We start from the raw sequence: 19,222 nt of genomic DNA, 5'->3' as shown, positions 1-19,222 counted from the left end.
GGCGTACATTGCGCCATTGTAGGAGCAGCCTTGTGCTGCGAATGGGCTGCAAAGCAGCCCCATGCGGTCTTTCAGGAGAGCAGTTCTTTCAGAAGCCCGCTGTTGCGCTGTTGCTGCTTGTTCAGCAGCAGGCGGTTCGAGCGGAACACTGCCTTCAAGTCTTCCAGCGCCTCGTCGAAGTCATCGTTGATGATCACGTAGTCATACTCGTCGTAGTGCACCATCTCGCTGACCGCTTCCTTCATGCGCCCGGCGATGATTTCTTCGCTGTCCTGCCCGCGGCCGTCCAGGCGCTCGCGCAGTGCCTGCTGGCTTGGTGGCAGGATGAACACCGACAAAGCCTGCGGCATCAGCTTGCGTACCTGCTGGGCGCCTTGCCAGTCGATTTCCAGGATCAGGTCGTAACCCTGGTTCAGGGTCTGCTGCATGGCGCTGCGCGAGGTGCCGTAGAAGTTGCCGAACACCTCGGCATGCTCCAGGAAGTCGCCTTGGTCGATCAGAGCCTTGAATTCCTCGTGGACGACGAAGTGGTAGTTCACCCCGTGCTGCTCACCCGGGCGCATGGCCCGGGTAGTGTGCGAGACCGAGACGCGGATTTGCGAGTCGTCCTGGGTCAGGGCAGTGACCAGGCTGGTCTTGCCGGCGCCCGAAGGGGCCGAAACGATGTAGAGAGTGCCGCTGCTTTGCTTCATGGTCGGGGTGGCCTTACTCGATGTTCTGTACTTGTTCACGCATCTGTTCGATCAATACCTTCAGGTTGACCGCCGCTTGCGTGCTGCGTGGGTCGAAGGCCTTGGAGCCGAGGGTATTGGCCTCGCGGTTGAGTTCCTGCATCAGGAAGTCCAGGCGCCGGCCGGCGGCACCGCCACCCTTGAGCACCCGGCGTACTTCGGTGACGTGGGTGCTGAGGCGGTCAAGTTCCTCGGCCACGTCGCTCTTCTGGGCCAGTAGCACCATCTCCTGCTCCAGACGTTGCGGGTCGAGTTCGGCCTGCATATCGCCGAAGCGGTCGAGGATCTTCTGCCGCTGTGCTGCCAGCATCTGCGGCACCAGGGCGCGCAGGGTGGTGACTTCGCTGGCCATGTTGTCCAGGCGTTCGTTGATCAGCCGGGCCAGTTCCTGGCCTTCACGCTGACGCCCGCCCTTGAGCTCGGCCAGCGCCTCATCGAACAACGCCATGGCTTCGGTATTCAGTGCCTGCGGATCGTTGGCGTCGGCCACCAACACGCCTGGCCAGGACAGCACCTCCAGCGGGTTCAGTGGTGCCGGCTGCTTGATCAGGCCGGCCACTTCCTCGGCGGCGGCAACCAGCTGCGCGGCGCGCTCGCGGTCCACCTTCAGCGGTTTGCCGTTGCTGTCTTCGTTGAGGCGCAAGGTGCATTCTACCTTGCCCCGCGACAGGCCTTGGCGCAGCCCTTCACGCACGGCGCCTTCGAGGTCGCGCAGGGCCTCGGGCAGGCGCAGGTGCGGCTCCAGGTAACGGTGGTTGACCGAACGCAGCTCCCAGACCAGGGTGCCTTGGCTGCCGGCGCGCTCGACACGAGCAAAAGCGGTCATGCTGTGCACCATGGGGAGTACCTCGCGTATATGAATGAACGGTGGGAGCCTCTCGGCTGCAAGGCGCAGGATTGTAGCGCAGTGGGGCCTTGGCGCCCAATCCACCCATGTTACCGACGGGTGGCCTGGCCGGTAGGAAAAGGCGACGGGCTGTGCCGGGCGCGACAATAGGCATGTCTTCCCCGGGCCATGGGCTCTATAATGCTCGGCAGATTCAAAGTCCCAGTACAGGTATCCCAGATGAAACGTCCAAGTGGTCGCGCCGCCGATCAGCTCCGCTCGATCCGCATTACCCGCAACTACACCAAGCACGCCGAAGGGTCGGTACTGGTCGAGTTCGGTGACACCAAGGTCATCTGCACGGTCAGCGTGGAAAACGGTGTGCCGCGCTTTCTCAAAGGCCAGGGCCAAGGCTGGCTGACTGCCGAGTACGGCATGCTGCCGCGCTCCACCGGCGAGCGTAACCAGCGTGAAGCCAGCCGTGGCAAGCAGGGTGGCCGCACCCTGGAAATCCAGCGTCTGATCGGCCGTTCGCTGCGCGCCGCGCTGGACATGAGCAAGCTCGGTGATATCACCCTGTACGTCGACTGCGACGTGATCCAGGCCGATGGTGGCACCCGTACCGCGTCCATCACCGGTGCAATGGTCGCTCTGTGCGATGCCCTGGCGGTGATCAAGAAGCGCGGTGGCCTGAAAGCCGGCAACCCGCTCAAGCACATGATCGCCGCAGTGTCGGTGGGCATGTATCAGGGCGAAGCGGTGCTCGACCTGGACTACCTGGAAGACTCCGCCGCCGAAACCGACCTGAACGTGGTCATGACCAGCGCCGGTGGTTTCATCGAAGTGCAGGGTACTGCTGAAGGTGCGCCGTTCCAGCCTGAAGACTTCAACGCCATGCTCGCCCTGGCGCAGAAGGGCATGAGCGAGATCTTCGAACTGCAGCAGGCGGCACTGGCCGACTGAACCCAGCCAGGGAGGTGCGGGGCATGAGCGAATCGAACCTGTCGATCACCCCGCCCAATGCCGAAATCCGGCAGTGGGCGATGTTCTGCCACCTCTCCGCGCTGCTGGGCCTGGTGGTGCCGCTCGGGCACTTGCTGGGCCCGCTGGTGCTTTGGCACCTCAAGCGCGAGCAAGACCCTTTCATCGACGCCCAGGGCAAAGAGGCGCTGAATTTTCAGATCAGCGTGACCATTGCCGGGTTCATCTGCTTCCTGCTGATGTTCGTGTTCATCGGGCTGGTGCTGTTCGCCATGCTGATGGTCGCGGTGATGATCCTGATCATCATTGCGGCTGTGCGGGCGAATGAGGGCAAGCCGTATCGCTACCCGATGATCTGGCGGCCGATCAAATAAAGCTGGGGCTGCTTTGCAGCCCTATCGCGACACAAGGCCGCTCCTACAAGGGATGTGCATTCCCCTGTAGGAGCGGCCTTGTGTCGCGATAGGGCCGCAAAGCGGCCCCATGCCTTCAGATGGTCAACGTCCAGTCATAGTCGACGATCAGCGGCGCATGCTGGGAGAAGCGCGGCTGACGCGGCAGGCGGGCATTGCGCACGAAGCGGCGCAGGCCCGGGGTGAGGATCTGGTAGTCGAACCGGTAGCCCAGGTTGAGCATCTCGGCCTGCTCGTTGTCCGGCCACCAGCTGTACTGGTCGCCTTCACGGCTGACTTCGCGCAGGGCGTCGACGTAACCCATCTCGCCGGTGATCGCATCCATCCAGGCACGCTCCGGCGCCAGGAAACCCGGCGACTGCTGGCTGTCACGCCAGTTCTTGATATCGAGCTTCTGCTGCGCCACGTAGAACGAGCCGCAGTAGATGTATTCGCGACGCTTGCGACGCTGTTTGTCCAGGTACTTGGCGAAGTCGTCCATCAACTTGAACTTCTGGTTCAAGTCTTCGTCGCCGTTCATACCCGAAGGCAGCAGCAGGCTGGCAATACTGACTTTGTCGAAATCTGCTTGCAGGTAACGCCCGTAGCGGTCGGCTGTCTCGAAGCCCAGGCCGGTGATGACTGCCTTGGGCTGCATGCGCGAATACAGGGCCACACCACCTTGGGCAGGCACCTCCGCGTCGCAGGCATAAAGGAAATAGCCATCGAGCTGGAAAGCTGGGTCATCGAGTTCAAAGGCCGAGGCGCGGGTATCCTGAAGGCAGATGACGTCGGCATTCTGGGCTTGCAGCCAGCTGAGCAAACCACGCTCGGCCGCAGCCTGAATGCCATTTACGTTCACACTGATGATCCGCATAAATGGCCCCAAAAATCTCGTGCGTGTATGATACCCGAGCTCAACCCATTTAGCTAAATCCGTGGTGTCCGGGACTATCCATGCAGCCGTATCAGCGCGACTTCATCCGTTTTGCCATCGATCGCGGGGTACTGCGTTTCGGTGAATTCACCCTGAAATCGGGGCGTACCAGCCCGTATTTCTTCAATGCCGGCCTGTTCAACACCGGTTCCGCCCTGGCCGAACTGGGCCGTTGCTATGCCGCAGCCATCGTCGACAGCAAGATCCCGTTCGATGTGCTGTTCGGCCCGGCCTACAAGGGTATCCCGCTTGCAGCGACAACTGCCGTGGCCCTTGCCGATCAGCATCAGCTCGATGTGCCATGGTGCTTCAACCGCAAGGAAGCCAAGGACCACGGTGAGGGTGGCAGCCTGGTCGGTGCACCGCTGGCCGGTGACGTGCTGATCATCGACGACGTGATCACCGCCGGTACCGCCATTCGTGAGGTCATGCAAATCATCAATGCCCAGCAGGCCAAGGCCGCTGGCGTGCTGATCGCGCTGAACCGCGAAGAGCGTGGCAATGGCGAGCTGTCGGCGATCCAGGAAGTGGAACGCGACTTCGGTATTCCGGTGGTCAGCATCGTTTCGCTGACCCAGGTGCTGGAGTTCCTGGCCGATGACCCGCAGCTGAAGCAGCATCTGCCGGCGGTCGAGGCTTACCGGGCGCAGTACGGTATCTGATTCGGGCCTGGAAATGAAAAAGGCGACCTTCTTGTGAAGGTCGCCTTTTTTTGTGTCGCCTGTTCCGGCCTCTTCGCGGGCATGCCCGCTCCCACAAATACCCCACAGGTTTCATATCTTGTGGGATCTCTGTGGGAGCTGGCTTGCCGGCGATAGGGCCAGTGCAGGCTAACCAACCAATCAGCGCTGCTTGCGGTTGGTAATCAGGGTACCCACGCCGCTGTCGGTGAAGATCTCCAGCAGCACCGCATTCGGCACGCGGCCGTCGATGATGTGGGAGCTATTCACACCGCCCTGCACGGCATCCAGCGCGCACTTGATCTTCGGCAGCATGCCGCCGTAGATGGTGCCGTCGGCGATCAGTTCATTGACCTGCTCGGTGGTCAGGCCGGTCAGTACCTCGCCCTGCTTGTCCATCAGGCCGGCAATGTTGGTCAGCAGCATCAGCTTCTCGGCCTTCAGCGCCTCGGCTACCTTGCCCGCCACCAGGTCGGCGTTGATGTTGTACGACTCACCGTTGGCACCCACGCCGATCGGCGCGATCACCGGGATGAAGTCGCCCTTCACCAGCATGTTCAGCAGGTCGGTGTTCACACTCACCACTTCGCCCACGTGGCCGATGTCGATGATTTCCGGGGTGGTCATCTCGGGCGTCTGGCGGCTGACGGTCAGCTTGCGGGCGCGGATCAGCTCCGCGTCCTTGCCGGTCAGGCCGATGGCGCTGCCGCCGTGGCGGTTGATCAGGTTGACGATGTCCTTGTTGACCTGGCCACCCAGCACCATCTCCACCACGTCCATGGTCGCCGAGTCGGTGACGCGCATGCCGTCGATGAAGTGGCTTTCGATCGACAGGCGCTTGAGCAGGTCGCCGATCTGCGGGCCACCACCGTGGACCACCACCGGGTTGATGCCCACAGCCTTCATCAGCACGATGTCACGGGCGAAGCCGGTCTTGAGCTCCTCGCTCTCCATCGCGTTGCCGCCGTACTTGATCACCAGGGTCTTGCCGACAAAGCGGCGGATGTAAGGCAGTGCTTCGGACAAAACCTCGGCTACATGGGAAGCGGCATCGCGATCGAGGGTCATGCAGGGCTCCTGTAAGGAACAGATAGTCGGTCAGAACGGCAGTTGCAGCTCAGGCTCAACCCGCAGCAACTGGGTACGGAAAACATCCTTGATACGTTGCAATTCGGCGTCGCTGTCAGCCTCGAAGCGCAGCACCAGCACCGGGGTGGTGTTGGAGGCGCGAACCAGGCCCCAGCCGTGGGCGTAGTCCACCCGCACACCGTCGATGGTGGTCAGGTTGGCTTCGCCCCAGTCGGCGTCGCGTTGCAGTGCATCAATGATGCTGAATTTACCCTCGTCGGTCACATCAATATTGATTTCCGGCGTGGAAATATCGTTCGGGAACGCGGCGAACAGGTTTTCGGCACTCTTCCCGGCCTTGCTGAGGATCTCCAGCAGGCGCGCGGCGCTGTAGATGCCGTCGTCGAAACCGTACCAGCGTTCCTTGATGAAGATGTGACCGCTCATCTCGCCGGCCAGCAGCGAGCCGGTCTGCTTCATTTTCTTCTTGATCAGCGAGTGGCCGGTCTTCCACATCAGTGCGCGGCCGCCGTGCTGCTCGATCAGCGGGGTCAGGCGACGGGTGCACTTCACGTCGAAAATGATCTCGGCACCCGGGTTGCGCGACAGTACGTCCTGGGCAAACAGCATCAGCAGGCGATCGGGGTAGACGATGCTGCCGGTGTTGGTCACCACGCCGACGCGGTCGCCGTCACCGTCGAAGGCCAGGCCGATGTCGGCACCGGTTTCCTTGACCTTGGCGATCAGGTCTTCGAGGTTCTCCGGCTTGCCCGGGTCCGGGTGGTGGTTGGGGAAGTTGCCGTCGACTTCGCAGAACAGCGGGATCACTTCGCAGCCCAGGGCTTCGATCAGTTGCGGCGCGACCACGCCGGCGGCACCGTTGCCGCAGTCCACGACCACCTTGAGCTTCTTGGCCAGCTTCACGTCCTCGACGATCTGCTGGAAGTAGCGGTCAAGGATCTCGACCTTTTCCACGCGGCCTTCGGCGAGGGTCAGGTCGTTGGTTTTCAATCGGGTCAGCAGGGCCTGGATCTGTTCGTTGGCCAGGGTATCGCCAGCGATGACGATCTTGAAGCCGTTGTAGTCAGACGGGTTGTGGCTACCGGTCAGCATCACGCCGGACTTGCCGGCCAGCACGTTGGCTGCGTAATACAGGGCGGGGGTGGGCACCAGACCGACGTCGCTGACCTGGCAGCCGGCATCGACCAGGCCCTTGATCAGCTGTTCGACCAGCATCGGGCCGGACAGGCGGCCATCGCGGCCGACCGAAACCTGCGGTTCGCCCTGGGCCAGGCTCTGCGCGCCGATGGCGCGGCCGATCCAGTAGGCGGTTTCGGCGTGAAGGGTTTTGCCGACCACGCCGCGAATGTCATACGCGCGGAAAATGCTGTCTGGCAGTGCGGCGGGGACCAGGTGGGCCATGTCGTTCATCTCTGGAAGCTCCATTAGTCAAAGGCTTTCTGGGCAGGCGCAAACTGAACGCTTGGACGGTGGTTTCGCCAGAGAGTTCGCCATCCTTGGCCTGAACGGTCATTTCTCGGCTCAGTGGCTGCCGGAATGGCCGAAGCCGCCAGCGCCGCGCTGGCTTTCATCGAACGCTTCGACGATGTCGAAATGGGCCTGTACCACCGGTACCAGCACCAGCTGGGCAATGCGCTCGCCAACGGCGATGGTGAACGGTGTGTTGCCGCGGTTCCAGCACGACACCATCAACTCGCCCTGGTAGTCCGAGTCGATCAGCCCGACCAGGTTGCCCAGCACGATGCCGTGCTTATGGCCCAGGCCCGAGCGCGGCAAGATCACCGCCGCCAGGCCAGGGTCGCCGATGTAGATCGACAGGCCGGTGGGGATCAGCAGGGTCTGGCCTGGCTCGAGGACGGTGTCTTCCTTGAGCAGGGCGCGCAGGTCCAGGCCGGCGGAGCCGGGGGTGGCGTACTGCGGCAGGGGGAATTCGGTGCCCAGGCGTGGGTCGAGGATCTTGGCTTGAAGAGCGTGCATGTAACTTATTGAACCTGATTGAGTCGTTCGGCGATGAAGGCGACCAGTTGCCGGGCAATCTTGCCCTTGCTGGTCTGCGCGAAGAGGGTCTGGTGCTGCTGGCGGTCGATCACGGTCAAGGCGTTTTCCTCGCTGTTGAAGCCGATGCTGGGGTTGGCCACATCATTGGCGACGATCAGGTCGAGGTTCTTGTCCTTTAGCTTGCGCGTGGCGTAATCGAGCAAGTGCTCGGTCTCGGCGGCGAAACCGACGCTGAACGGGCGGTCGGCGCGGCCAGCGATGGTGGCAAGGATATCGGGATTGCGCACCATCTGCAGCAGCATGCCGTCGCCGGTCGTAGGATCTTTCTTCAGTTTTTGCGTGGCAACGACTTCCGGGCGGTAGTCCGCTACCGCCGCAGAGGCAATGAACAGGTCGTATGGCATGGCCGCTTCACAGGCCGCGAGCATGTCCCGCGCGCTGACCACGTCGATACGGCTGACCCGGTCGGGGGTCGGCAGGTGCACCGGGCCGGTGACGAGGGTGACCCGAGCCCCGGCTTCGGCGGCGGCTTCAGCCAAGGCGAAGCCCATCTTGCCGGAGCTATGATTGGTGATGTAGCGCACCGGGTCGATGTTTTCCTGGGTCGGGCCGGCAGTGATCAGCACGTGCTTGCCGGTCAGGGCCTGGCGCTTGAAGCTTTCCGCGGCACACCAGGCCAGGTCGGTGGCTTCGAGCATGCGGCCCAGGCCGACGTCGCCACAGGCCTGGCTGCCGGACGCTGGGCCGAACACCTGGATGCCCCGGCTCTTGAGCAGTTCGAGGTTGGCCTGGGTGGCCGGGTCGCGCCACATGGCCTGGTTCATGGCCGGGGCCACGGCGACAGTGGCATCGGTAGCCAGTACCAAGGTGGTCAGCAGGTCGTCGGCCATGCCTTGGGCCATGCGCGCCATGAGGTCGGCGGTGGCCGGGGCGATCAGCACCAGGTCAGCCCACTTGGCCAGTTCGATGTGGCCCATGGCCGCTTCGGCGGCAGGGTCGAGCAGGTCCATGTGCACCGGGTGGCCTGACAGCGCTTGCAGGGTTAGCGGGGTGATGAACTCTGCACCACCACGGGTCATGACGACGCGCACCTGCGCGCCGTGCTCCAGGAGTCGGCGAATCAGTTCGGCGCTTTTGTAGGCGGCAATGCCGCCACCCACGCCGAGAACGATGCGCTTGCGATACAGCCGCTGCATAGGCTTGCCTTTTTCCAGTGAGAGCGGGCGACGACGTTTGAAAATGCCTGCGGCGGAACGTCGCATGTACGAGGCGAAATAGATTAACACAGGGCCGAAATGGGCCGCAGCAAGGGCAGAGGAGCGGGATGAATATCAGGGAGTGGCCGGCTGAAGAGCGGCCGAGGGAGAAGTTGCTGCAGCGCGGGGCGGCAGCGCTGTCGGATGCCGAACTGCTCGCCGTGCTGTTGGGGTCGGGGGTTGCCGGGCGGAATGTGCTGGACCTTGCGCGGGGGCTGCTGGGGCGTTTTGGTGGGCTCAGGCAGTTTCTCGAGGCCGATCGCGCAGCAGTGCTTCGCGAGCCGGGCATTGGCGCTGTGAAATACGCACAGTTGCAGGTGCTTTTGGAAATTGGCCGGCGTTATCTGGATGAGGACATCGAGCGCGCAGCGGCTCTCGAAAGCCCAGCGGCGGTGCGGCGTTATCTCAAGGCCATGCTGCGCCATGAGATCAGTGAAGTATTCGGTTGCCTGTTTCTGGATACCAAGCACCGGCCGTTGGCGTTCGAGATCCTGTTCAGGGGCACGATAGACCGGGCGAGTGTCTACCCGCGGGAGGTAGTGCGGCGGGCACTGCTGCACAACGCGGCGGCGTTGATCCTGTGCCACAACCATCCTTCAGGCAACAACGAGCCGAGCCAGGATGATGTGCATTTGACCCTGTCGTTGAAGCGGGGGCTGGCGTTGATCGATGTGCGGGTGCTGGATCACATCATCATCGGTGACGGGGAGCCGCTGTCGATGGTCGAGCATGGGTGGATTGTGGCTTAGGCACTTGTGCTGTCTGTCCCGGCCTTTTCGCGGGTAAACCCGCTCCTACAGGAATAGTGCCATGTTGAAAGTTGGCGCGGTCCCTGTGGGAGCGGGCAAGCCCGCGAAGAGGCCGGTGCAGGCTTACTTGTTCACTGACACCTTGCTGAAATCCAACCGCCCGAACGGGCTCACCTGGTACCCCTCGACCCCCTGGCGCAGCAGCGTCGCCGCTGTCGGGTGCGCCAGCGGCACCCACAGCGCCTGCTGCTGGATCAGCGTCTGTGCCTGCTGGTAAAGCCGGCTGCGCACGCTCTGGTCGTTGGTGGTGCGTCCGGCGCTGATCAACTGGTCCAGGCGGCTGTCGCAGAAGCGTGCGAAGTTGGTCCCCGACTGCACCGCCGCGCAGGAAAACTGCGGGCTGAGGAAGTTGTCCGGGTCGCCGTTGTCGCCCGCCCAGCCCATGAACAGCAGGTCATGCTCGCCCGCCTTGGCGCGACGGATCAGCTCGCCCCACTCGATCACGCGGATCTCGGCCTTGATGCCGATCTTGGCCAGGTCGGCCTGCAGCATCTGCGCACCGAGGCTGGGGTTGGGATTGAGCAGGCTGCCCGACGGGCGGGTCCAGATCGTGGTGCTGAAGCCCTCGGCCAGGCCGGCCTTGGTCAGCAGGGCCTTGGCTTTCTTCAGGTCCAGCGGGTAGCCGGGCAGGTCCTTGGCGTAGCTCCAGGTATTGGGCGGGTAGGGGCCGTTGGCGGCCACCGCGGAGTCTTCGAACACGGCCTTGAGGTAGGCCTGCTTGTCGAAGGCCAAGTTGATGGCCTGACGCACCTCCGGCTTGTCCAGCGGCGGGTGCTGGCTGTTGATGGCGACGAAGGCGGTCATGAACGCCGGGGTGGTGGCCACCTTGAGGTTGCCGTCCTTGCCGGCTTCGGCAATGTCCAGCGGCTTGGGCGACAACGCGACCTGGCACTCGCCGCGCTTGAGCTTCTGCAGGCGCACGTTGGCATCGGTGGTGATGGCGAAGATCAGCGGGTCGACCGCCGGCTTGCCGGCGAAGTAGTCAGGGTTGGCGCGATAGCGTACTACGGCGTCCTTCTGGAAGCGCTGGAAGATGAACGGCCCGGTGCCGATCGGCTGGCTGTTGAGCTTCTCCGGCGTGCCGGCCTTGAGCAGTTTGTCCGCGTACTCGGCGGAGTAGATCGATGCGAAGCCCATGCTCAACGTGGCCAGGAACGTGGCGTCCGGGTGGTTGAGGGTGAAGCGCACGGTGTTTGGCGCGGGTGCCTCGATCGCCTTGATCAGGCTGCCTAGTTGCAGCGACTGGGCATGCGGGTAGCCGCCCGGCGCGGTCTTGTGCCAGGCATGGGCGGGGTAGAGCATGCGCTGGAAGCTGAACAGCACATCGTCGGCGTTCAGTGGGCGGCTTGGCTTGAAGTAGGCGGTGGTGTGGAAGTTCACATCATCGCGCAGGGTGAAGTCGTAGATCAGGCCGTCGGCCGATACCGTCCAGCTGGCCGCCAGGCTCGGCACCACCTTGCCTTGCGCCGCGTCGAACTCCACCAGGCGGTTCATCAGCACATCGGCTGTGGCGTTGGTGGTGGTCAGTGAGTTGTACTGCACCACGTCGAAGCCTTCGGGGCTGGCCTCGCTGCAGACGCTCAGCGGGGCGGCCTGGGCAACGCTGGCGGCGATCAGGGCGCCTGCGGCGAACAAGGAGTTGAACAATAAGGAAAGGGCGGCGGCACGCATAGTGGCTCCTTGGCTGTCAGTGGCCCATCTGCCAGTGCAGTCTGGAAAAGGCCTACCCTAGTGTGCTCGTCGGGAAATGACCACACCCTTTTTTACAAAATTGGCGACGAGCGGTCGACGGCTGGCGGGGCCTGCCGCTATGCTGGCCCGGCGCGTCGGGGCTCGTGTCAATATTCATCTAATGTTGTTGCGGCCGAGTCTTTCTGGTATAAAGCAGCGCTCTTTTCTAGGGGCTCGGCCTGTCGCATCAGCGAATGCGGCCGATAAGACCTCCAGAATCACGGCGCCCAGGCGCCAAAGACTGAGAGATTAAGCGGCCAACCCATGCCGGGTTGGGCATGTGGTTTTAGAGGGCTGAGTCATGTCGAGAGTCTGTCAAGTTACTGGTAAGGGTCCAGTAACCGGGAACAACATTTCCCACGCAAACAACAAAACCCGTCGTCGTTTCCTGCCGAACCTGCAGCACCACCGTTTCTGGGTTGAATCCGAGAAGCGTTTCGTGCGTCTGCGCGTATCTGCCAAAGGCATGCGCGTTATTGACAAGCGTGGTATCGACGTAGTGCTGGCCGAGCTGCGCGCTCGCGGCGAAAAGTTCTAAGGAGAACGTCATGCGTGAATTGATCCGTCTGGTTTCGAGTGCTGGCACTGGCCACTTCTACACCACCGACAAGAACAAGCGCACCACTCCGGACAAAATCGAGATCAAGAAATACGATCCGGTTGTTCGCAAGCACGTGGTGTACAAGGAAGCCAAGATCAAGTAATTGATCGGCGACCTGAAAAAACCCGCCTCCGAAAGGATGCGGGTTTTTTTATGCCTGTTCGGGCCTCAGATCATTTCTGCTCGAACATCACATAGATCTTGCGGCAAGGCTCCAGCACCTCCCAGGTGCCCTTGAAGCCGGCCGGGATGACAAACCGGTCACCGGCGCGAAGGGTCTTGGCTCCGCCGTCCTGGTCACGCAGCACCGAAACGCCCTGGACGATCTCGCAGTACTCATGCTCCGTGTAGTTCACCGTCCACTGCCCGACCTCGCCTTCCCACACGCCCGCGGCAAACTGCCCGCACGGGCTGGAATAATGATTGTAGACCGCCTGGTCTGGCTCGCCCTTGAGGATTTTTTCCGCCGCCGGGCGGTAGCGTTCGGCCTCGGTAATGACCTGCGCGAAGTCGATTATGCTGTCGATACTCATGGTTCGGCTCCTGTTGTTGTTTAATAAAATGCACATGAGTAGGCTTTTGAGCCTTTCGTGTCAAATATATTGATAGTTTACACCGGCTGGTTTAGGGTGTCGGTAGCCAAAATGCCCTCGACGCTGGGGCAGAATTCTGACAACGCCTGTGAGTCCTCAGTGCGGCGTTGCACCTAAACAAGAGGAGGAGTTTCGTATGACCACCCTGACTCGTGCGGACTGGGAACAACGTGCCCAGCAACTGAAGATCGAAGGCCGTGCCTTCATCAACGGCGAATACACCGATGCCGCATCTGGTGAAACCTTCGAGTGCCTGAGCCCGGTCGACGGACGCTTCCTGGCCAAGGTTGCCAGCTGCGATCTGGCCGATGCCAACCGCGCTGTGGAAAACGCCCGTGCCACCTTCAACTCCGGCGTGTGGTCGCAGCTGGCCCCGGCCAAGCGCAAGGCCAAGCTGATCCGCTTCGCCGACCTGCTGCGCAAGAACGTCGAAGAGCTGGCGCTGCTGGAAACCCTGGACATGGGCAAGCCGATCGGCGACTCCTCCAGCATCGACGTACCTGGCGCGGCCAATGCCATCCACTGGACTGCCGAAGCCATCGACAAGGTCTACGACGAAGTCGCCCCGACCCCGCATGACCAGCTCGGCCTGGTCACCCGCGAAGCGGTGGGTGTGGTCGGTGCCATCGTACCGTGGAACTTCCCGCTGCTGATGGCCTGCTGGAAGCTCGGCCCGGCCTTGGCCACCGGTAACTCGGTAGTGCTCAAGCCGTCCGAAAAGTCGCCGCTGACGGCCATTCGCATCGCCCAGCTGGCCATCGAAGCCGGTATCCCGGCTGGCGTGCTGAACGTGCTGCCAGGCTACGGCCACACCGTGGGTAAGGCCCTGGCCCTGCACATGGACGTCGACACCCTGGTATTCACCGGTTCGACCAAGATCGCCAAGCAGCTGATGGTTTACGCGGGCGAATCGAACATGAAGCGCATCTGGCTGGAAGCCGGCGGCAAGAGCCCGAACATCGTCTTCGCTGACGCTCCGGACCTGCAAGCTGCCGCCGAAGCTGCCGCCAGCGCCATCGCCTTCAACCAGGGCGAAGTGTGCACCGCCGGCTCGCGCCTGCTGGTCGAGCGTTCGATCAAGGACAAGTTCCTGCCGATGGTGGTCGAGGCCCTGAAAGGCTGGAAGCCAGGCAACCCGCTGGACCCACAGACCACTGTCGGTGCCCTGGTCGACACCCAGCAGATGAACACCGTGCTGTCGTACATCGAGGCTGGCCACAAGGACGGCGCCAAGCTGCTGGCCGGCGGCAAGCGCACCCTGGAAGAAACCGGTGGCACTTATGTCGAGCCGACCATCTTCGACGGCGTGACCAACGCCATGAAGATCGCCCAGGAAGAAATCTTCGGCCCGGTGCTGTCGGTGATCGCCTTCGATACCGCCGAAGAAGCCGTCGCCATTGCCAACGACACGCCGTATGGCCTGGCCGCTGGCATCTGGACTTCGGACATCTCCAAGGCCCACAAGACCGCCCGCGCCGTGCGCGCTGGCAGCGTCTGGGTCAACCAGTACGACGGCGGCGACATGACCGCGCCGTTCGGTGGCTTCAAGCAGTCGGGCAACGGCCGTGACAAGTCGCTGCATGCGCTGGAGAAGTACACCGAGCTGAAGGCGACCTGGATCAAGTTGTAATCCCGTGGGGCCGCTTCGCGGCCCATTCGCGGCACAAGGCCGCTCCTACAGGGGTATGCGTTTCCCTGTAGGAGCGGCCTTGTGCCGCGAATGGGCTGCAAAGCAGCCCCAAGAACTCAAGAGGTCAAGGATGCGTTGGGGTACCTACTTCGCCGTACTGGCATCGGTGCTAAGCGTCGGGCTGGCACTCGGCGTGAGCATGCCGCTGGTATCCCTGCGCCTGGAGGCCTGGGGCTACGGCAGCTTCGCCATCGGTGTGATGGCCGCGATGCCGGCGCTGGGCGTGCTGGTAGGTGCCAGCCTGGCCAGCCGCCTGGCCGGCTGGGTCGGTGTGCCCTCAGCCATGCGCCTGTGCCTGTGGGGCGGGGCGCTGTCGATTGGCCTGGTCGCACTGCTGCCCAGTTACCCGCTGTGGCTGCTGCTGCGGTTGCTGATCGGTATGTCGCTGACCGTGGTGTTCATACTGGGTGAAAGCTGGATCAATCAGCTGGTAGTCGAGCAATGGCGTGGCCGCCTGGTGGCGCTGTACGGCAGCAGCTATGCCCTAAGCCAGCTGGCCGGGCCGCTGGTGCTGGGCTTTCTTGGCTCGGATGACGACTTCGGCTTCTGGGCCGCTACCGGCCTGCTGCTGGTGGCGCCGCTGATTCTCCTGGGCCGTGGCGGGGCACCCAGCACAGAGGCCTGCAGCGTCACCTTCGGCGACCTGTTCGCCTTCTGCCGGCGCTTGCCGGTGATCGCCTGGGCCATTGCCCTGTTTGCCTCGTTCGAGGCGATGATCCTGACCTTGTTGCCGGTGTATTGCCTGCAACAGGGCTTCAGCACCGAAATCGCCCTTTTCATGGTCAGTACCGTGGTGGTGGGCGACGCGGTGCTGCAGCTGCCCATCGGTGCGCTGGCCGATCATATGTCGCGGCGCGCCCTGTTCACCGGTTGTGCGGTGACCCTGCTGGTGTCCAGCCTGGCGATTCCGTTGCTGCTGCATTCACCGGCGATCTGGCCGCTGTGGGTGCTGTTCGGGGCCAGTGCAGGGGGCTTGTTCACCTTGTCGCTGGTGCTGATTGGTGAGCGCTACCGGGATGATGCGCTGGTGCGGGCCAACGCCCATGTGGCGCAGCTGTGGGGTATTGGCTGCCTGCTCGGGCCATTGCTGGCCGGGGCAGGCAGCCAGTGGATCAGCGGGCATGCGTTGCCGTTGCTGATGGCTGCGGGGGCTGCGGGGTTGGTGGTGTTGACCCGGCGGCGCGGGGCGTTTGAGCCGGCTTCTGCCTGATGGATTTTGGGGCCGCTTTGCGGCCCATCGCGACGCAAGGCCGCTCCTACAGGAGATACGCGATCCCATGTAGGAGCGGCCTTGCGTCGCGATGGGCTGCAAAGCAGCCCCAAAATCGCCGCTACAACATCTTCTCCAGGCCAACCGCCTTGCTGATCCAGGCATTGAACCGCCGCCAAATCCCGCCCGGCTCGGACGTGAGCATGCGTCGCCTGCCATTTTCCTCGGTCACCCACACCATCTGGTTACCCACCAGCGTCGGCTGGTAGCTCAAGGCCGGGGCCATGCCCTGTACCGCCAGCGCGCGGGTGTACTCGGCCAGCTCCGGGCTGTCCACCAGCACCCCGACCTCGGTATTCCACAACACCGAACGTGGGTCGAAGTTGAACGAGCCGATGAAGGTCTTGCGCCGGTCGAACACGATCGCCTTGCTGTGCAGGCTCGAGTCGGAGCTGCCATGGAAGCTCAAGCTGTGTCTGGCGCTGGGGTCACCGGGTTGGCGGCGCAGTTCGTACAGCTGCACGCCATGCTCCAGCAGCGCCCGCCGATACGGCGCATAGCCGCCATGCACTGCCGGCACGTCGGTGGCTTCCAGCGAGTTGGTCAGCAGTTTGACCGAGATACCCGCGTCTGCGCTGTGGGTAAGGTACAGCAGGCCGGACTCGCCTGGCACGAAGTACGCCGATACCAGGATCAGCTCGCGTTGCACCTTGCTCAAGTCAGGAGCCAGTTGCTGGGTCAGCAGTAGTTGCGGGTCCGGTTCGTCATCGGCCAGCACCTTGCTCGGCGCATCCCACAGCGCCTGGGCATGGGCCCAGATCAGTTCGTTGCGCCACACATCCAGGCGCGGCTGCGACTGGTAGGCCATCAAGCGGTCATACAGGGCTTTGCGCTGGGTCCTGGCTTCGGCGAGTGAAATTTCCAGGCGGTGGCGGCTGGCGCGCAGGTCGCTGGCGTCCGGGTCGCGCCAGAGAAAGTCGGTAATCGGCCGGCTCAGGGCGCTGTTCCAGTATTGGTCGAAACTGTGGCCGAGCTGTTCGGCCACCGGGCCGACACCCAGCAAGTCGATGTCGGTGAAGTTGAGGTTGGGTTCGGCATCGAAATACTCATCGCCCAGGTTGCGCCCGCCGACGATGGCCATGCTGTTGTCCACCAGAAACAGCTTGTTGTGCATGCGCCGATGCTGGCGCGACAGATTGAACAAGCGGCCCACCGCGCGCGTCACGCCGGTGCTGCGGCCCAGGTGCAGCGGGTTGAACACGCGTATCTGGATGTTCGGGTGGGCATCGAGGGTGCCCATGATGACGTCCAAGCCATCGCTGGTGGTGTCGTCGAGCAGGATGCGCACACGCACGCCACGGTCGGCGGCGCGCAGCAGTTCATGAACCAGTGCACGAGTGCTGAGGCCATCGTGGACGATGTAGTACTGCAGGTCGATGCTCGCCTGGGCGTTGCGGATCAGTTCGGCACGGGCGCGGAACGCCTCGTTGCTGTTGGGCAGCAGGCGAAAGCCCGAGCGGCCGTCGTACGGCGCGGCCTGGCGCAGTACCGAGCGGCCGAAGGCCGAGTCGTTGGCGGGTAACGCCTGGCTGGTTTCGCGGGGCGTGCCGACGCTGGCACAGCCGGCAAGACCAAGCAGTAGCACCAGCAGCAGAGGCAGGGCTCGCTGGAGTCTCAAGGGTGGATCGTCCTGTGCAGCAAAGGCTTAAATGGTTGGACCGTGGCGGGCGGCGCAAAGTTACGCGCCGGCGCTTTCTTCTTCCAGTAGACGAAGGGCGGTTTCACCAACCCTGCGCACGGCAGCTTCGATCTGCTGCGTGGGCCGTGCGGCGAAGTTCATGCGCAGGCAGTGGCGGAACTTGCCCGAGGCCGAGAAAATACTGCCCACGGCAACCTGCACGTCCTGCTCCAGTAAAGCCCGGTTCAGGCGCAGCGTATCGAAATGTTCGGGTAATTCCACCCACAGCATGAAGCCACCTTGCGGTCGACTGACCCGGGTGCCCGCCGGGAAGTAGCGGGTCACCCAGTCGCTCATCAGGTCGCGGCCACGCTGGTACTGGCTGCGCATGCGCCGTACGTGGGGCTGGTAGTGCCCGCCGGCGATGAAGTCGGCAATGGCCAACTGTGGCTGGCTGGCCGTGCTTCCGGTGCTGATGTATTTCATGTGCAGCACCCGCTCCAGGTAACGACCGGGTGCCACCCAGCCTATCCGCAGACCGGGGGCGAGGGTCTTGGAGAACGAACTGCAAAGCAGCACGCGGCCGTCGTCGTCAAACGACTTGAGGGTGCGTGGGCGCGGGTAGGTGTAGGCCAGGTCGCCATATACATCATCTTCGAGGATCGCCACGTCGTAGCGCTGTGCCAGGCTCAGCAGGGCCTTCTTGCGGGCCTCGGGCATGATGTAGCCGAGCGGGTTGTTGCAGCTGGGGGTGATCTGGATGAGCTTGATCGGCCACTGCTCCAAGGCCAGCTCCAGCGCCTCCAGGCTGATGCCGGTGACCGGGTCGGTGGGGATCTCCAAGGCTTTCATGCCCAGGCCCTTGAGGGTCTGCATGGCGCCGTGGAAGCTGGGCGAGTCGACCGCGACGATATCGCCCGGCTCGCACACCGCGCGAATGCTGCATGACAGCGCCTCATGGCAGCCGGTGGTTATCACCAGGTCGGCCGGGCCTAGGCGGCAGCCGGAGTCGAGCGTCAGCCGGGCCACCTGTTCGCGCAGGGCCAGGTTGCCGTGGATGTTGTCGTAGTACAGGCCGGGCATGTCCTGCCGCCGGCTCAGCTGGGCGAGGCTGCGCAGCAGTGGCTTGAGGGTGGGGCTGTCGATGTCGGGCATGCCGCGGCCGAGCTGGATCACGCCTTGGCGTGGGGTGCTGCGCACCAGTTCCAGCACCTGCTCCCATTGCGAGATGTCCACCGGGCGCTGGGCCGGGCGGCTGACGGCGGGCAGGGCTGGCAGGTGGCGGTGGTCGTTGACGAAGTAGCCGGACTTGGGCCGGGGCGAGACCATGCCGCTGTCTTCCAGCATGCGGTAGGCCTGCTGCACGGTGCTCAGGCTGACCCCGTGCTCCACACTCAGGGCGCGCACTGACGGCAGGCGCTGGCCGGGGCGGTAGAGGCCCTGTTCGATACGGGCACCGAGCAGTTCGGCGAGGTTCAGGTAAAGGGTCACGGCATACTCCTGCGCTGTAATAGCGTGGCGACCGGTACAGTTGCGCTGAAAATACAGCATTCAGTCGGTCTGCGGCCAATTCTGTATGGGAATAATAAGGCTGTATTGGATCTGTATTGCCGGTGCTGTCGACGCGCATGCTTTCTCCACAGTATCAACTGAACGAGAGGATGCGGTGATGGGTGGCATGAGCGATGTGCGCTTGCAACTGTTGGCCAAGGAACTGGAAGCCGGGCAGCAAGCCAAGGTGTTCAACGCGCCGGAAGGGTTGGGGCGTTGGGGGCTGATGCTGCATCGCTGGCACACCCGCAGGGCGCTGCTGCAGTTGACTGATGACGAGTTGCGCGATATCGGGCTGAGCTGGGAGCAGGCCCGGGCCGAAGGGCGTAAGCCCTTCTGGAAAGACTGACCATACAGATGTTGCGCGGTCGATGTAGGAGCGGCCTCGTGTCGCGATAGGGGTGCGTAGCGCCCCCAGGTTTTCAGCTTCGCCGCAAATATCGCTGGGGCCGCTCTGCGGCCCTATCGC

Annotated in this window: 19 protein-coding genes and 1 pseudogene; 9 read left to right on the top strand and 11 right to left on the bottom strand. The window is 63.2% G+C overall.

Going from position 1 to position 19,222, the window contains the following annotated elements:
* Positions 1 to 71: 71 nt before the first annotated feature.
* Together gmk and ACK56M_RS28615 are read right to left on the bottom strand one after the other, a co-directional pair.
* Positions 72 to 692 carry a guanylate kinase gene (gmk, locus tag ACK56M_RS28620; protein ID WP_015272332.1) on the bottom strand — a complete coding sequence of 207 codons (621 nt, stop codon included), beginning with the start codon at positions 690 to 692 and terminating at the stop codon, positions 72 to 74.
* Between the two features lie 13 nt (positions 693 to 705).
* Positions 706 to 1,569 (bottom strand): YicC/YloC family endoribonuclease, encoded by an 864-nt coding sequence (locus tag ACK56M_RS28615; protein WP_189121453.1) that lies wholly within the window; start codon positions 1,567 to 1,569, stop codon positions 706 to 708.
* A gap of 228 nt (positions 1,570 to 1,797) precedes the next feature.
* Between ACK56M_RS28615 and rph the strand changes: the two genes are divergently transcribed.
* Both rph and ACK56M_RS28605 read left to right on the top strand, forming a co-directional pair.
* Positions 1,798 to 2,520 carry a ribonuclease PH gene (gene rph, locus ACK56M_RS28610; RefSeq protein WP_013974792.1) on the top strand — a complete coding sequence of 241 codons (723 nt, stop codon included), beginning with the start codon at positions 1,798 to 1,800 and terminating at the stop codon, positions 2,518 to 2,520.
* 23 nt (positions 2,521 to 2,543) lie between these two features.
* A complete protein-coding gene (locus ACK56M_RS28605; protein ID WP_003258195.1) occupies positions 2,544 to 2,912 on the top strand; it encodes a DUF4870 domain-containing protein in 369 nt (122 codons plus the stop codon).
* Positions 2,913 to 3,027: 115 nt separating this feature from the next.
* On the opposite strand, the gene ACK56M_RS28600 is transcribed toward ACK56M_RS28605, so the two are convergent.
* On the bottom strand, positions 3,028 to 3,807 hold the full coding sequence (locus ACK56M_RS28600) for an exodeoxyribonuclease III (RefSeq protein WP_003253401.1): 780 nt from the start codon (positions 3,805 to 3,807) through the stop codon (positions 3,028 to 3,030).
* Positions 3,808 to 3,887: 80 nt separating this feature from the next.
* Here ACK56M_RS28600 and pyrE point away from each other — a divergent pair, with 80 nt between their 5' ends.
* Positions 3,888 to 4,529, top strand: a complete 642-nt coding sequence (gene pyrE / locus ACK56M_RS28595) for an orotate phosphoribosyltransferase (RefSeq protein WP_003253405.1) — start codon at positions 3,888 to 3,890, stop codon at positions 4,527 to 4,529.
* Positions 4,530 to 4,709: 180 nt separating this feature from the next.
* On the opposite strand, the gene argB is transcribed toward pyrE, so the two are convergent.
* From argB to coaBC, 4 genes and pseudogenes are all read right to left on the bottom strand, one after another.
* Positions 4,710 to 5,615 carry an acetylglutamate kinase gene (argB, locus tag ACK56M_RS28590; protein ID WP_003258198.1) on the bottom strand — a complete coding sequence of 302 codons (906 nt, stop codon included), beginning with the start codon at positions 5,613 to 5,615 and terminating at the stop codon, positions 4,710 to 4,712.
* Positions 5,616 to 5,645: 30 nt separating this feature from the next.
* A pseudogene (locus ACK56M_RS28585) lies at positions 5,646 to 7,013 on the bottom strand (phosphomannomutase/phosphoglucomutase); the annotation flags it as partial.
* A 144-nt stretch (positions 7,014 to 7,157) separates the two neighbouring features.
* A complete protein-coding gene (gene dut, locus ACK56M_RS28580) occupies positions 7,158 to 7,613 on the bottom strand; it encodes a dUTP diphosphatase (RefSeq protein ID WP_015272329.1) in 456 nt (151 codons plus the stop codon).
* A gap of 5 nt (positions 7,614 to 7,618) precedes the next feature.
* Positions 7,619 to 8,830: a bifunctional phosphopantothenoylcysteine decarboxylase/phosphopantothenate--cysteine ligase CoaBC gene (coaBC, locus tag ACK56M_RS28575; protein WP_085721318.1), complete on the bottom strand. Its 1,212-nt coding sequence runs from the start codon at positions 8,828 to 8,830 to the stop codon at positions 7,619 to 7,621.
* Positions 8,831 to 8,958: 128 nt separating this feature from the next.
* Here coaBC and radC point away from each other — a divergent pair, with 128 nt between their 5' ends.
* Positions 8,959 to 9,639 carry a RadC family protein gene (radC, locus tag ACK56M_RS28570; RefSeq protein ID WP_054572025.1) on the top strand — a complete coding sequence of 227 codons (681 nt, stop codon included), beginning with the start codon at positions 8,959 to 8,961 and terminating at the stop codon, positions 9,637 to 9,639.
* Between the two features lie 123 nt (positions 9,640 to 9,762).
* Here radC and ACK56M_RS28565 read toward each other — a convergent pair whose 3' ends face one another.
* Entirely contained in the window at positions 9,763 to 11,370 is a 1,608-nt protein-coding gene (locus ACK56M_RS28565) for an ABC transporter substrate-binding protein (RefSeq protein ID WP_100412836.1), read from the bottom strand.
* A 361-nt stretch (positions 11,371 to 11,731) separates the two neighbouring features.
* Between ACK56M_RS28565 and rpmB the strand changes: the two genes are divergently transcribed.
* Positions 11,732 to 11,968 (top strand): 50S ribosomal protein L28, encoded by a 237-nt coding sequence (rpmB, locus tag ACK56M_RS28560; protein ID WP_003258972.1) that lies wholly within the window; start codon positions 11,732 to 11,734, stop codon positions 11,966 to 11,968.
* Between the two features lie 10 nt (positions 11,969 to 11,978).
* On the top strand, positions 11,979 to 12,134 hold the full coding sequence (rpmG, locus tag ACK56M_RS28555; RefSeq protein ID WP_003253507.1) for a 50S ribosomal protein L33: 156 nt from the start codon (positions 11,979 to 11,981) through the stop codon (positions 12,132 to 12,134).
* A 70-nt stretch (positions 12,135 to 12,204) separates the two neighbouring features.
* On the opposite strand, the gene ACK56M_RS28550 is transcribed toward rpmG, so the two are convergent.
* Complete coding sequence (locus ACK56M_RS28550; protein WP_003258971.1) at positions 12,205 to 12,564, bottom strand: cupin domain-containing protein; 360 nt, start codon at positions 12,562 to 12,564, stop codon at positions 12,205 to 12,207.
* Between the two features lie 196 nt (positions 12,565 to 12,760).
* Between ACK56M_RS28550 and ACK56M_RS28545 the strand changes: the two genes are divergently transcribed.
* Together ACK56M_RS28545 and ACK56M_RS28540 are read left to right on the top strand one after the other, a co-directional pair.
* Positions 12,761 to 14,254 (top strand): aldehyde dehydrogenase, encoded by a 1,494-nt coding sequence (locus ACK56M_RS28545; protein ID WP_013974786.1) that lies wholly within the window; start codon positions 12,761 to 12,763, stop codon positions 14,252 to 14,254.
* 130 nt (positions 14,255 to 14,384) lie between these two features.
* Complete coding sequence (locus ACK56M_RS28540) at positions 14,385 to 15,524, top strand: MFS transporter (protein ID WP_015272326.1); 1,140 nt, start codon at positions 14,385 to 14,387, stop codon at positions 15,522 to 15,524.
* A 121-nt stretch (positions 15,525 to 15,645) separates the two neighbouring features.
* Here the strand turns inward: ACK56M_RS28540 and ACK56M_RS28535 are convergent, their stop codons facing one another.
* Entirely contained in the window at positions 15,646 to 17,202 is a 1,557-nt protein-coding gene (locus tag ACK56M_RS28535; RefSeq protein ID WP_015272325.1) for a phospholipase D family protein, read from the bottom strand.
* 60 nt (positions 17,203 to 17,262) lie between these two features.
* Positions 17,263 to 18,693 carry a PLP-dependent aminotransferase family protein gene (locus ACK56M_RS28530; RefSeq protein ID WP_162491226.1) on the bottom strand — a complete coding sequence of 477 codons (1,431 nt, stop codon included), beginning with the start codon at positions 18,691 to 18,693 and terminating at the stop codon, positions 17,263 to 17,265.
* Positions 18,694 to 18,871: 178 nt separating this feature from the next.
* Here ACK56M_RS28530 and ACK56M_RS28525 point away from each other — a divergent pair, with 178 nt between their 5' ends.
* Positions 18,872 to 19,102, top strand: coding sequence for a DUF1127 domain-containing protein (locus tag ACK56M_RS28525; RefSeq protein WP_015272324.1), 231 nt, complete (start codon positions 18,872 to 18,874; stop codon positions 19,100 to 19,102).
* Positions 19,103 to 19,222: the final 120 nt, after the last annotated feature.

Origin of the sequence: Pseudomonas sp. s4 (assembly GCF_046764235.1) — a bacterium.
Lineage (GTDB): Bacteria > Pseudomonadota > Gammaproteobacteria > Pseudomonadales > Pseudomonadaceae > Aquipseudomonas > Aquipseudomonas asiatica.
Note: the sequence above shows the minus strand (reverse complement) of the source record. Positions and strands in the feature narration are given on the sequence as shown.

Bases quoted from the DNA above. Each gene is read 5' to 3' on its own strand.
- ACK56M_RS28615 (WP_189121453.1), bottom strand. From the start codon at position 1,569: ATGGTGCACAGCATGACCGCTTTTGCTCGTGTCGAGCGCGCCGGCAGC.
- rpmG (WP_003253507.1), top strand. From the start codon at position 11,979: ATGCGTGAATTGATCCGTCTGGTTTCGAGTGCTGGCACTGGCCACTTC.
- radC (WP_054572025.1), top strand. From the start codon at position 8,959: ATGAATATCAGGGAGTGGCCGGCTGAAGAGCGGCCGAGGGAGAAGTTG.
- ACK56M_RS28565 (WP_100412836.1), bottom strand. From the start codon at position 11,370: ATGCGTGCCGCCGCCCTTTCCTTATTGTTCAACTCCTTGTTCGCCGCA.
- argB (WP_003258198.1), bottom strand. From the start codon at position 5,615: ATGACCCTCGATCGCGATGCCGCTTCCCATGTAGCCGAGGTTTTGTCC.
- pyrE (WP_003253405.1), top strand. From the start codon at position 3,888: ATGCAGCCGTATCAGCGCGACTTCATCCGTTTTGCCATCGATCGCGGG.
- ACK56M_RS28600 (WP_003253401.1), bottom strand. From the start codon at position 3,807: ATGCGGATCATCAGTGTGAACGTAAATGGCATTCAGGCTGCGGCCGAG.
- rph (WP_013974792.1), top strand. From the start codon at position 1,798: ATGAAACGTCCAAGTGGTCGCGCCGCCGATCAGCTCCGCTCGATCCGC.
- ACK56M_RS28545 (WP_013974786.1), top strand. From the start codon at position 12,761: ATGACCACCCTGACTCGTGCGGACTGGGAACAACGTGCCCAGCAACTG.
- ACK56M_RS28605 (WP_003258195.1), top strand. From the start codon at position 2,544: ATGAGCGAATCGAACCTGTCGATCACCCCGCCCAATGCCGAAATCCGG.
- rpmB (WP_003258972.1), top strand. From the start codon at position 11,732: ATGTCGAGAGTCTGTCAAGTTACTGGTAAGGGTCCAGTAACCGGGAAC.
- coaBC (WP_085721318.1), bottom strand. From the start codon at position 8,830: ATGCAGCGGCTGTATCGCAAGCGCATCGTTCTCGGCGTGGGTGGCGGC.
- dut (WP_015272329.1), bottom strand. From the start codon at position 7,613: ATGCACGCTCTTCAAGCCAAGATCCTCGACCCACGCCTGGGCACCGAA.
- ACK56M_RS28550 (WP_003258971.1), bottom strand. From the start codon at position 12,564: ATGAGTATCGACAGCATAATCGACTTCGCGCAGGTCATTACCGAGGCC.
- ACK56M_RS28525 (WP_015272324.1), top strand. From the start codon at position 18,872: ATGGGTGGCATGAGCGATGTGCGCTTGCAACTGTTGGCCAAGGAACTG.
- gmk (WP_015272332.1), bottom strand. From the start codon at position 692: ATGAAGCAAAGCAGCGGCACTCTCTACATCGTTTCGGCCCCTTCGGGC.
- ACK56M_RS28540 (WP_015272326.1), top strand. From the start codon at position 14,385: ATGCGTTGGGGTACCTACTTCGCCGTACTGGCATCGGTGCTAAGCGTC.